This is a genomic window from Blautia acetigignens, from assembly GCF_025566865.1.
In the GTDB taxonomy this organism is placed as follows: Bacteria; Bacillota; Clostridia; order Lachnospirales; family Lachnospiraceae; genus Blautia_A; species Blautia_A acetigignens.
In genome coordinates, this window is record NZ_JAOQJM010000023.1 from 1 (window position 1) to 12,847 (window position 12,847).

Here is a 12,847-nt window from a genome sequence, read left to right on the forward strand (position 1 = left end):
AGAATGATATCATCTAGCGGTACTTCGTACCGTTAAAAATGGAATAGCCGTTCCGCAGTAGCGGAACTGGCATTCCGTTTGAACGTAATTTGCACAGGAAAATCAACAATGCTAAAACTCATGATAAAAAAAATGAAACCTAATAATGGTAAAATTATTATTGGTGATAATGATATATTTTCTATTAAAAGAGAGAATAATCCTGTGACGTTCATTCCAGATATTCCAGTGTACTATGAAGAGTTGACTGTTTGGGAGCATCTTCAGTTTATTAAAGCACTGTACCCTGAGAACTCAGTGACAGTTGATTCATTAATTCGAGAATTTAATCTTAATCAGCATCTTAACAAAATTCCATCAGCACTTTCAAAAGGAACGTTGCAGAAACTTATGATTGCACTTGCATTGTTGCGGCAATACGATGTGCTGCTGGCAGATGAACCGTTTAATGGGTTGGATCCAGCACAAACATATAAATTCAAAAATACTTTAAAAAATTTGAAGAAACAAGATAAAACGATACTCATATCTACACATTTACTAAGTTTGGCTGAAGATTTTTGTGACAGATATATTTTTTTATATGATGGAAGAATAGTCGAACAAGGAACAAAGGCAGAAATATTACAAAAGCAGCAGATGAATAAGGAAACTTCGTTGGAACAAATATATATGTCCTTAATTGGTGAGGGAGAGCATTATGCAGGAGTACAGAAAACTGTTATGTGTGAATAAGATTAGAGAAACTAAAAGATTAATAGAAAATATGCTGATACCTATATTGTCTTTGGTAGTTGCGGCAGCTGTTGTTGGATATCAAATTGTGATTAATTTTTTTCCAATAATTCGGAAAATAAATGCATGTAATCTTCGAATATGTTATCTGGTATTTGGATTTTTGATATTATACTCGTTTGGCGTTTGTTTTATTAATGTTAAACCGGCAATTATAATAAAACCGGCATCATTGTTTTTCATTCAAGAGAAAAGGATAAGACAAATGATATCAATAAAATATATAGGGTTAACCTTAAAGGACATTATATTTTCAATCATTCTTTCAGCTTGTATTAATGGAATCCATTTGAATAGAAAATTTCTATTTATATTACTCATAATATTTTTGTTATTAAATACAACTAATTTAATGAGATGGAAAATATATCATGCAAATCAAAGAAGAGATATTGGAATATGGCTGTTATTTAGTATAATCTTGGTAATATCGCTTAAATATTTTTTTATGTGTATTATTATAGATATAGGAATATGGATGTATATGCTAGTTTATGATTTTGGTGTTCTGGAAATAAATGCTTTAAAGTATGAAGATGAGATGAAATTTTTGGAAAAAGTACGTATTGCTCAAAATTTTAATAACACTGTATTGTTAGATCAATATGCAAAAGAAAAAATGGTGAGATATTTACAGAGAAAAAATAAAGTATCCAATTTTTTATACTACTTTCCATTGATATGGAAAGCTCAAATATCTATTTATAGATTAGGCAGAAATTGGATAATAATGGGAATGATTTTGTTTACGATATGTCTAGGAATTTATAAAATGCCTTTTTATTGGACGCTGCCATTTTTACAGCAAGAAGAAATACGTTATATGTTGTTGTTAGGCAGTATATTTGCCGTTTTTCGATTGACTTTACGGAGTATGGTTCAACAGTTGGATAGTATTCTTGAAAAAGCCACAGATGGTCTATTTATTCCTATATCGGAAAATCGAATTGTGAAACAGTTTATGGTGATACCAATTACAATTGTTTGTGGTGAAGGAATTATAATGGCTTTTGTTGTAAACAGCAGTATAGCGCAAATACTGTTAGGGTGTGCAATACTTATATGTGCGACAGTCCTGAATCTCTGGCTAGAAGTGAAATATAAAAATTTTCTGGTGAAAAAGGATTTTATTTTAAGTATTGCTGTTTTCTTAGGAGCATTGATACTTACCAAATAGATAAGAGATATTATAGTGAGAAATGAAGTCGCTGTGATACCATTTTGATACTAAAAAATGAAGAGAACAGAAATATAGCGTAGAAATCCTATAACACAGGACAATAAAGACACGAAAATCACAGAAAATAATGAGATTTTAAGAACCTCACAAACGTGAAGGTGGACGTACTGTTGGATCAGGACGTGTTGCTACAGTTATCGAATAATTTTAGCATAACATCTTAATTATATAAATAGAGTACCGCAAGGTACATGTGTCCAAACGTAAGATACCCCGGAACCGTAAGGTTTCCGGGGTTTTTCTGTTATAAGTAAAAATTATTATAGAAAAATACACACATCTATGATAAGATACCTATAAGAACATACATTTGTATTCGGAGGAGTTCCCTCTATGAAACGAATTTCCTTAGAAGCTCTTCTTCGCACTATGCAGGATCAGTCCTATCAGGAGCAATACGAATATATTCGGAAGCTGCTTGAAGAAGAAAAAATAAAGCCCGTGAAAGCATCCAGGACCAATGGGAAAAAGCCTGCACTTTATCGGGAATATTGGATTCTGGAAGAGAAGAAGGATTACAGCGAGTATATAGAGGAAATAAAATATAATTTTTCTACAAGGATTTCAGTAGATTATTATCTTACACATCCAGATGTTTATGAAACAGATCGACCATGGGTGCTTCTGTTGAATGAGTACCTGAAAGAACATAAGGACGCTTTGAAGACCGCAGAGTCACTGAATGAGAGAAGCTTTGAAATCTGGAGCAGAGAGAAATTCCTGGACAGGGAGCAAGGGAAGAAAATACTGAATCGATGCGGACTGGGCTTAGAATTTTTGAATATCTATCGGACGACAGAACCGTTGGCATATTACACTCATACAAGAAATACCCCGCAGAATCTCCTGATTTTGGAAAACAAAGATCCTTTTTTCAGTATGCGAAGTCATTTATTGAGCGGGCATACTGAAATTTTTAATATGGAAATGGGAACACTCATTTATGGGGCAGGCAAAGGTATTCTCCGTTCCTTCCAGGATTTTGACCTGTGTGCGGAACCCTATATGACAGATTCTGGAAATAAGATTTTTTACTTTGGTGATCTGGACTATGAGGGAATTGGAATATATGAGAATCTGGTAGAACGATTTCAGGACAGATGGGAAATCAAGCCCTTTATTCCTGCATATGAAGCAATGCTGAACAAGGCAGACCGCCTGGAAAATTTGCCAGAGACCAAAGAACATCAGAACCGAAATATTACTTCCATATTCTTTTCCTATTTCAGCAACACTACTGTGGAAAAAATGCAGGCAGTTTTACAGAATGAAAGGTATGTTCCACAGGAAATTCTAAACAGAGCAGACTTTTAGAAAATCAGATAAGCTAATATCTAATATGGCAAAAGGCAGCAACGCAAAATATAGAATAAATTACGAAGCATATCTACCAATGCTGAAGGAGGCAGTCTTTGCAGTACGAATTCCTCAAAAATTTTCCAAGACGAATGAAAAATGTGGGACTGTATGCGGTGCTCATTCAGAACAGCGCTCAGAAAATGTCCTGGAAACAGTTTGGCTTTTCAAAATTTGATGAACAGCTGAATCTTATTTTTGCTGTTATGCTTTACATTATGGAGCAGTCCCTGAAAGAAGAAAATTGTACCATGGATGATATCGGGGCATATATTGATACCCTTAATACCAGATATCTGCAAAAGCAAATCACCTACGAGGACTGCAGGAAGCTGGGGGATTTTATTGTCAACGTCATTCTGTCCAACGAAGGCCGTGCCATGTATTTTGACGGGTACGATTTCGAGCAGAATGCCTATCATATTATGCATGTCAGTTATGTGGCGAACCGTATTGTTTATCTTGATCAGGAGGTTCGCAGAACGTCCTATTATCTTACCGATGACGGGTATAATCTTATACTTTCCACCCTTGAAATTGAAAATAATATGAAGCTTACCATTCACGAAATGATCTTTCAGATGCATCTGGAAAAGCAGAGCTACGACAAGGCTGTGGATGAGATAAAAAATGTATTTAACCTGATGCGGATCCAGCTTCAGAAGATTCAGGAAGCTATGGGAAAAATCAGAAGAAATGCATTGAATTACTCCGTAAAGGATTACGAAGAAATCCTTTTGGAAAATCTGGATACTATCAGCGACACCAAAGAAAAATTTCAGAAATACCGGGAATTGGTTCGAAGCCGGGTAAAAAATCTGGAAGAAGAAAATATTAATGTTCGTCGTCTGGGAGAAAAGGAAGAGGAAAATCTGGAGAATCTTCGTATCATAGAAGGATACCTGAACCGCACCATCGATGAACATCAGAAAATTCTCAGCAGTCATTTTGACCTGAAGGCTCTTTATACCAAAGAACTGGAATTATTGTCTCAGGTATCGCTGATCCAGAGATTTTCTTTCCGAAACGATTTTTATGATAAGGTTCTGGAAAAACCAGCGTCTCTTGGAAATCTGGAATATTTTTTGCGGCCTTTATTTAATCAGGAGCCAGAGAAAATTTATAATCTGAATAAGGCGTTGTTATATCAGAAACCCAGTGTACGAAATGAGGAAGAAGATACAGAAGAAATTCTGGATTTTGATGAAGAAGCATACCAGAAAGAACAGGAAAAAAAGCGAAAAGAAAAACTGAAATGTTATGAAAACAGCCTGGGATTTCTTATAGAACAGACGGTTGAAACAGGAGAAATTTCTCTTTTAGAAATACAAAGCAGGCAGGAAAACCTAAACCAGCTCATTCCAAATGTAGAAATTTTTAAGGAAATTATGGTAGAACTGATTCGAAATAAAGAAATTGATATGGACGCCCTGAAAAGAGAACGAAGTGAATTTATTCAGGATCAGACATCTGATTTTCAGCTCAATGAAATGCTTCTGCAGCTTTGTGAAGGAAAATTTTCACAGCAGAAAATAAGAAAAATAGAAGTATACAGAATTGAAGACGGAAATACCGTTATTTTTGATAATGTGTTGACTGAAGGTGGAGAAAGGAAGAGCATCCGCTGTTCCAATATCCTTGTCCGAATCTTAAGAAATGAGGAATAGCCCATATGGCATACGAAGCAGAAGAAGTCCTTTCCAGCCAGGAGATCTTTTACTATTTGCTGGAACATCATGAATTGAGAGAAGAGGATGAGCCTCTTTTATATAAGGCCTATACGGAAGAGGAAGCAATCCGGAATCTGGTAAAATCCCAGGGTGAGGTGGCTGCAGCCAATGTAGAACGCTATGGAAATGTTATTTATCTGATTCCCAAAGAAGAAAATAATTTTCTGGGATTTTCCAAGCAGCAGTTAAAGAATACGTTATGTAAATCTACAGCAACAGACAAAGACTACTACTTATCCCAATTTGTAATACTTACATTGCTTGTGGAATTTTTTGATGGGCAGGGAAGCAGCAGTAAAGCCCGGGAATATATGCGGGTGGGAGAGCTTATGAACTGTATTTCCACAAGGCTGAAGGAAGGTGCAGCAGAAGAGGAGGATGAGAAAGATACAGCAGGCATTTCCTTCCGGATTCTGTACGAAACCTATGAGGCTCTGAAGTCTGATGACAGAGGTTCCAGAATGAAAACAACGAAAGAAGGTTTCATTTACAACATTCTGATGTTCCTGCAGAAACAGGGACTGGTTGAATATGTAGAGCAGGACGAGATGATAAAAACCACCAGAAAACTGGATCATTTTATGGACTGGAACCTTCTGAATCAGAACAATTATGAGCGAGTTCTCAGAGTACTGGGGGTGGCAAAGGATGAGTAAGATTAATGCAATACGTCTGATCAATGTGAATTACAACAACAATGCATATCGCATCAGTGATGAAACCATGTATTTCAATGGAGAAAGTACATTGCTTTCTCTTCAGAATGGCGGCGGAAAATCCGTACTGGTGCAGATGCTGACAGCCCCATTTGTCCATCAGAGATATCGCAATACCAAGGACCGTCTGTTTGAAAGCTATTTCACAACCAATAAACCCTCTTTTATTCTGGTGGAATGGGTCCTTGACCAGGGCGCAGGCTATGTCCTTACCGGGCTTATGGTGAGAAAAGCCCAGGATCTGCAGGAGGACAAAAAAGAGAACCTGGATATAATCGGCATTGTGAGTGAATATCAGGAGCCATGTATTCAGGACATCCGTCATCTTCCCGTAGTTGAAAAGGGCAAAAAAGAGATGATTCTGAAGAATTTCAATTCCTGTAAACTGTTGTTCGAAAGCTACAAAAAAGACAGGGATATGAAGTTTTTCTATTATGACCTGACCAACTATGCCCAGTCCCGGCAGTACTTTGACAAGCTGATGGAATACCAGATCAATTATAAGGAATGGGAGACTATCATTAAGAAAATTAATGTGAAAGAGTCTGGCTTATCCGATCTTTTTTCCGACTGCAGAGATGAAAAAGGCCTGACAGAAAAGTGGTTTCTGGAAGCCATTGAGAGCAAGCTGAATAAAGACAAAAACCGTATCCGCGAGTTCCAGTCTATTCTGGAAAAATACGCTGGACAGTACAAGGATAACCGTTCCAAAATCAAGCGAAGAGACAATATCCGTGCCTTTAAAGAAGAGGCAGAGTCTATCCGCACAAGGGCAGAAGAATATCAGGAAGCTGAGCGTGAAGAGGGAAAGCAGGAGAACAAAATTGCCTGGTTTATCCATGATGTGAACGCTCTTTTGAATGACACCCAAAAGGAATACAGTGCGTCAAAAGAACAGCTGGAAGGTCTGGATAAGGCTGTTGCAAGAGTAGAATATGAGGAGCTTTCCAGCAAGGTTTATGAAAGTGAAAAAGAGAAAAACCTTCATCTTAGTGACCGTGATATGATTGATATGGAACGGGAAAATCTTCAGGAAGAGGCAGCTAAGACACAGGAAAAGCTGCATATTCTGGCTTGTGCCAGAGGACAGCAGTCCGTTAATGAGGAGAAAGGGGAATTAGAGCTTCTCCGGGAAAAAATTGCGGTGGCAAGGCAGCAGGGAGAGGATCTGGAGCCAGAGCGCAGGGCACTTGGATTTTCACTGAAATGCTTTTTGGAGGGACAGCTTCGGGATAACCGCGGGCAGCAAAACATACAGAATGAAAGTGCAAAAAAGGCAGGAGAAGAGGCAGACAAAAAAGCGCAAAAAATTCAGGAGCTGGAAGAAAAAATACGTGATTGTTTTGGAAAAAAAGGAAAACTGGAAAGCCAGATTGAAGCATACAGCCGCGTGGAAGAACAGTACAATTCCAAATATCAGGAAGAATTAAGGCGCAATATTCTTGGCAGTTATGAAGCTGGAACCCTTCAGATCTGGCAGCAGATTTACGAACAGGATCTGGAAAAAGCAGTGCGGGAGCGCACCGAAAGCCAGAAAAAATGGGAAGCAGACAAGGAAACAATCCGTGGTCAGGAGCGCAGATTAGAAGATAAAAAAGAAGCTTTAATTCACAAGAAAATAAAAATTCAGAAGCAGACAGGCAGATATCAGACCTATGAAAAAGAACTGGAAGACAGAAAAGCGGTTCTCAAATATCTGGATATGGAAGAACGCTATCTCCTGGATCGGGAAAGGATTCTTGACGTTTCAGGACGAAAGCTGCGGGAACTGGAAGAACTTCGCAGAAATCTGGAGAAGGAAGAGGACACTCTGGAAAAGGAATACACAGGCCTGACCAGCGGCAAAGTCCTGGAACTGCCAGAAAAACTGGAAAATGAACTGAAAAACCTGGATATCCATGCAGTTTACGGTATGGAATGGCTGAAAAAGAACGGCTATTCCCAGAAGAAAAACCAGGAGCTTGTGCGTCGAAATCCGTTCCTTCCGTACGCCCTGATTCTTACCAGGCAGGAGATGGAAAAGCTGGGACGAAATGGGAAAAACATTTGTACTTCTTTTCCAGTACCTATTGTAGAAAGGGAAAAGCTTGAGGAAGTTCAGGAGAAATACGCGGATAAAATTGTAAGATTTCCGGGAATCAGTTTTTATATTCTGTTTAATGAAAACCTGTTGGATGAAGAGAAGCTTCAGGCAATGATCTGGGAGAAAAGGCAGAAGCTGGAAAAAATCGGGCAGGCTGTTTTACTTCGCAAAAAGGAATATGCAGAGTATTTCCAGCGTCAGGAAATGATCAAAAATCAGACCGTGACAAAGGAAAGCTGGCAGGAAGTACAGGAAACTCTGGAGAAGCTGGAAGAAGAGAAAAAGCGTCTGGAAAAGGAAATAAGGGACGATTCCCAGAGTCTTGAAAAACTGAAAAAAGACCATGATGAACTGCAGGCTTTTATTGCCAGGGCGGGAATGGAAATTCAGCGTCAGCGACAAAAGCTGGAGGATTTTAAACAGCTGAAAAGGGACTACGACTCCTATGAAAGCAACCGTGAAGTACTGGAAAAGTGCAAAAAAGAAGAAGCACGCTATCAGGAAAATCAGAAGCTTGCCAGAGACCGGCAGAGGAAACTTCTGGAAGAAAAGAAGACTTTGGAATACAGTATAAACATGCTGGGCAGGGAAGAAGAACGGCTTAGTGAGAAGTATGCCCGATATGCCGCATATGAGAATGCGGAACAGAATTTTCACATAGATGAGAGTTTGTCGGCAGATCAGATGGAAGCACGTTATGAAGCAATTACCTCGGTTCTTTCCCAGGAACTGAAAGATCTGGAAGCACAGGAGAAGAAAGTGGCAGGACGTTTCCAGCGGGCAATGGAAGACCTTGAGTACCAGCAGAAAAAATACAAATTAAAGCCTTCGCAGTGGCAAAATGTGTTTTATGACCGGAAAGAAGAAACGCACCAGGAAGTAATACTGGAAGATTTTCAGCGTAAAATCCAGACGAAAGATCTGCAGTGGAATGAGGCTGATAAAAAGGCTGCGGTTGCGCAGAGTAGGATCAGCGAACTGATGAAACGAATCCGTTCTGTATGCGGCATGGAGAATCCGCTCCCTCAGAATGAAATTCAGGGACAGGATTTTGCGGCACGAAGAAACCAGCTCCTTTTCCAGATAAAAGAAGAAAAAAAGCATGCTGATTTCCTGAATGGAAAGGTTCGAAGCTATGAAGAAAATTTAACTGCTTTGTCAGAATATAATGAGCTGATTCCAGCAGAAACAGAAGAGTGGGAAACTATTTCCTTTGATATGGAAGCTGCAGAACTGAGAAAGTTTAAAGGGATTCTCATTCGCGATTACAATCAGAGAATCAGGGATACCAGACAGAAAAAAGAAGAACTGGTGCAGCTGTTAAACAAGATAGTCCGGATGGAAGCGTTCCAGGATGATTTCTACCGGAAGCCGCTGGAGCAGATGCTGGAACTCTCCGGAGATGCAGGCCGGGTTCTGATCCAGTTGAGAACAACGGTGCAGTCTTACGATAGTCTTATGGAAAAGCTTGAAGTGGACATTTCCGTAGTAGAAAGAGAAAAGGAAAGAATCGTAGAGCTTATGGAGGATTATGTTCAGGAAATCCACAGAAATCTTGGAAAGATTGATCATAATTCCACTATTACAATTCGGGAAAAGCCTGTAAAAATGTTAAGGATCCAGATTCCTGACTGGGAAGAAAATGCAGGACTTTATCATCTTCGTCTGGAGGATTTTATAGATAAGGTTACTATGGAAGGGGTGGAGCTTTTCGAGAGAAATGAAAATGCCCAGGAATTTTTCGGCTCCAGCATTACTACCAGAAATCTTTACGATCAGGTTGTAGGAATTGGAAATGTGCAGATCCATCTTTATAAAATCGAAGCTCAGAGAGAATATCCCATAACCTGGAAAGAAGTAGCGAGAAACTCTGGAGGCGAGGGATTTTTATCTGCGTTTGTTATTTTGTCCAGCCTTCTGTACTATATGCGAAAAGATGATACAGACATTTTTGCTGACAGAAATGAAGGAAAGGTTCTGATCATGGATAATCCTTTTGCACAGACAAATGCTTCCCATTTGCTGATTCCGCTGATGGATATGGCGAAGAAAACCAATACCCAGCTGATCTGTCTCACCGGATTGGGCGGAGATTCCATTTACAACCGTTTTGACAATATTTATATTCTAAATCTCATTGCCGCCAGCCTCCGCGGCGGCATGCAGTATCTGAAAGCAGAGCATAAAAGAGGCAAAGAGCCAGATGAACTGATCACAGCCAGAATCGAGGTTGGGGAGCAGCAGGAACTGTTGTTTTAAAAATTGGGGAAACTAAGCTATAAATAAAAACAGGATGAAAAGCCTTGGATTTACTTTTCATCCTGTTATCACTTGTTTTATCACTTGTTTTATCGCTTATTTTTCTTTGCTTGTTTTTATATCAACTGTTTTGTAAAACGTGAGGGGTAAAATTGTTCGATTGGGATTAATTAAACTCCTCCGGTTCCACATATTTCTCATTGGAATAGCTGAATCCGTTCTGATACTTCACAGTCAGGTACAGTGTTTTATCCCCGTCTGCGATTTTAACGAAGCAGACTTTGTTGTCGTTGAATTTATTGGTAATGTCAATGCTCTGGTTGTGGTAATAAACCCAGACACTGCCGTCTTCCTCGTATTCTACGTCTGGAGAGTCGATTTCTTCCATAAGCTCTTCTGCGGTAAGCGAACGCTGTGTTCCATCGGCTTCAAAGGCAATTCCACCGCCGCCGGATTCCTGGAGTTCTCCATTTTCATCGTAGTATTCCATAGTATAAGTGCCGTTATCGGAAACATTCAGAGTGGCGTTGGTCTGGTCGCCGTGGATCCAGAGCTGGATGGTACGCTGGATGCCGCCTACATTAGCCGCATAAGCGGTTCCGGTTCCACCAAGAAGAATGCATCCTGCAATAACGGCTGCTGCTGTTTTCATTTTTGTTCTTTTCTGTAATCTTGCCATATTTTTTACCTCCCGAAATGAGCTTTCAGAGGTCTGTAATACAGAAAATGCTTTTTTATATTTTTCGTGATTAGTCATTTTCCCATTCCTCCTTTAATGAATCCCGTAGCAAAGCCCTTCCCCGGGAAAGCCGGACCTTTACATTGCTTTCAGAGAGCTTCAGGATATCGGCAATTTCCCGTACGGAATAATCCTCATAATAAAATAAGTGAATGACAATTCGGTACTTGTCTGGAAGCTTCATCACCTCTTCGAACAGGTCTCTGGACTGGGAATTAGGAAAAGTAAGAGTTTCTATGTAATCCTCCAGAGAGCATTTGTTTTTCTTCCAGAAAGTCCGGTTTATATTTCTGGCCTTATTAATGACGACCCGAAGAAGCCATGCCCGGATGTGCTGCTCACTTTCAAATTCTTTTCTGCTGGTGTAATACTGAACGAATGTCTCCTGAACTACGTCCTCGGCGTCCATCTGGTTCTGGCAGGTGTTAAAAGCTGCCGCGTAGAGACTGTTCTGGTAACGCTCGATCAGCTGCTGTACTGGTTGTCTCATGAGAACTCCTTTTGCTGTTGTTTCGGTGAAACGTCAACATTTTATATTTCCTTTTAGGTACCTTCACTTATAATACAAATGAGGTAAGGGGAAGGTTACAGGAATTTGAAAATAAATTACAGAAAAGAAAATTTGCAGGAGTAACAGGAAAGGCGCCGATCTCAATCAACAATCGGCACCTTTGCAAGATCTCTCTTTAAGTTGCGAAACTGAGGGGGAAGTTCCTCCACAGACATGGACTGAGGCACCTGAACCGTTCCCGCATCCCTGGCTGTCTCATAATACCAGCATTTGAAATCCAGCACATCCATAGTATGCTGCAGTTCTTCCATCTGAGCCTGAAGAATCTGGCGCTGCCTGTAAAAAAGCTGGAGCCGTTCTTCAATGGTGCTGTCTCCCTCCATGGCAAGATGGATGTATTCCCGGATATCCTTCAGGGACATTCCGGCCTTTTTTAGAATTCCTCCCGTTGTAAAATTGCCCGCAGCTGTCGCGGCAATCTTTCGTATAATGAAAAATTATATCATAGTTTGATAAGGATATCAAAGCTGGGATTAAGGTTCACAGAATACCATCAAATTTCGGTATGAAATTATGCAAAGAAAAGGTTGAATACATCACGAAGCGTTTTTTACGCAGGTCATGAACCGTAATTTAGCTTGCGGTAAATACTGCAAACATGATATGCTATACAAAGGTGTTTCGGAAAAAGTGATTCTATGATAACGTTTCAAAACAGATCATTATCAGTGAGCTGATTTGAAACGCTGTGTGTGCGGCAGAAAAGCTGCCGGATTAAAAAGATATAAAAAGAAATATAAGAAAGGAATTTAATATCTTGGAAAATAAAATGGATAACAAAATCGACGAAGATTTATTAGGAAATGAAAAAATAGAAGAAGCCATCGCAGGTCTTCAGCAGAGTCCTACCGAAGAGCTCCTGGCTCATGCACTGACTGTTGTGCGCAGACGCATGCGGGAAAATGGTCAGGTGATCATTGCCGTAGAACCAAACGCGGCAGCAGACCAGATGAAGCTCCAGGCAGTGAAAACTTCCGACGGAAACAGCTGGTGGGCAGTATTTACCAGCTTTGACGAGGAAATGAAAGGCAGCGGAAGCGTAATGTCTACCTTCATGACAGACATTGGAAAAGTGCTGGAAGCTGCACTGTCGGAAGAGGAAATACACGGCGTCATAATCAATCCCTGGAATCGCACATTGATGTTAGACAAGACCCTGATCCGGATCATTCTGGGAAATATGGCACAGTAATTTACTGAGGCACTTAAAGCCTGTTGGGGAGGTGTAGAAAATTTTTTTCTTCAGACAGCCCAGGAGATATTATCAAAAATCAAATAGGTTCGCGTTAGAAGCTGCCGGATGCAAGTTAAAAAGCATCTGGCAGCTTTTCCTATAGATAAAATTCTATGGGAATCAT

At 39.7% G+C, this 12,847-nt stretch carries 10 protein-coding genes; 7 read left to right on the forward strand and 3 right to left on the reverse strand.

Features of this window, described 5'->3' with window-relative positions; translation table 11 throughout:
* The first annotated feature begins 78 nt into the window (after nucleotides 1–78).
* From OCV70_RS17490 to OCV70_RS17515, 6 genes are all read left to right on the forward strand, one after another.
* A complete protein-coding gene (locus tag OCV70_RS17490) occupies nucleotides 79–735 on the forward strand; it encodes an ABC transporter ATP-binding protein (protein WP_262579936.1) in 657 nt (218 codons plus the stop codon).
* Nucleotides 701–1,972, forward strand: coding sequence for a hypothetical protein (locus OCV70_RS17495; RefSeq protein WP_173768165.1), 1,272 nt, complete (start codon nucleotides 701–703; stop codon nucleotides 1,970–1,972). The genes OCV70_RS17490 and OCV70_RS17495 overlap by 35 nt, the downstream gene beginning before the upstream one ends.
* 396 nt (nucleotides 1,973–2,368) lie before the next feature.
* A complete protein-coding gene (locus tag OCV70_RS17500) occupies nucleotides 2,369–3,349 on the forward strand; it encodes a hypothetical protein (protein ID WP_173768167.1) in 981 nt (326 codons plus the stop codon).
* 98 nt (nucleotides 3,350–3,447) lie between these two features.
* The gene (locus tag OCV70_RS17505) at nucleotides 3,448–5,058 is read left to right on the forward strand and encodes a hypothetical protein (protein ID WP_021924510.1); all 1,611 of its coding nucleotides are present in this window, start codon (nucleotides 3,448–3,450) and stop codon (nucleotides 5,056–5,058) included.
* Between the two features lie 5 nt (nucleotides 5,059–5,063).
* Nucleotides 5,064–5,777, forward strand: a complete 714-nt coding sequence (locus tag OCV70_RS17510; RefSeq protein WP_021924511.1) for a DUF6063 family protein — start codon at nucleotides 5,064–5,066, stop codon at nucleotides 5,775–5,777.
* Nucleotides 5,770–10,179 carry a coiled-coil domain-containing protein gene (locus OCV70_RS17515; protein WP_262579937.1) on the forward strand — a complete coding sequence of 1,470 codons (4,410 nt, stop codon included), beginning with the start codon at nucleotides 5,770–5,772 and terminating at the stop codon, nucleotides 10,177–10,179. The genes OCV70_RS17510 and OCV70_RS17515 overlap by 8 nt, the downstream gene beginning before the upstream one ends.
* 166 nt (nucleotides 10,180–10,345) lie before the next feature.
* On the opposite strand, the gene OCV70_RS17520 is transcribed toward OCV70_RS17515, so the two are convergent.
* The 3 genes from OCV70_RS17520 to OCV70_RS17530 all read right to left on the reverse strand — a co-directional run bounded on the left by OCV70_RS17520 (nucleotide 10,346) and on the right by OCV70_RS17530 (nucleotide 11,920).
* A complete protein-coding gene (locus tag OCV70_RS17520) occupies nucleotides 10,346–10,858 on the reverse strand; it encodes a hypothetical protein (RefSeq protein WP_243000415.1) in 513 nt (170 codons plus the stop codon).
* 70 nt (nucleotides 10,859–10,928) lie between these two features.
* Complete coding sequence (locus tag OCV70_RS17525) at nucleotides 10,929–11,408, reverse strand: RNA polymerase sigma factor (protein WP_021924514.1); 480 nt, start codon at nucleotides 11,406–11,408, stop codon at nucleotides 10,929–10,931.
* Between the two features lie 161 nt (nucleotides 11,409–11,569).
* Nucleotides 11,570–11,920: a MerR family DNA-binding protein gene (locus OCV70_RS17530; RefSeq protein ID WP_317259482.1), complete on the reverse strand. Its 351-nt coding sequence runs from the start codon at nucleotides 11,918–11,920 to the stop codon at nucleotides 11,570–11,572.
* Between the two features lie 338 nt (nucleotides 11,921–12,258).
* Here OCV70_RS17530 and OCV70_RS17535 point away from each other — a divergent pair, with 338 nt between their 5' ends.
* The gene (locus OCV70_RS17535) at nucleotides 12,259–12,681 is read left to right on the forward strand and encodes an SseB family protein (RefSeq protein ID WP_021924516.1); all 423 of its coding nucleotides are present in this window, start codon (nucleotides 12,259–12,261) and stop codon (nucleotides 12,679–12,681) included.
* Nucleotides 12,682–12,847: the final 166 nt, after the last annotated feature.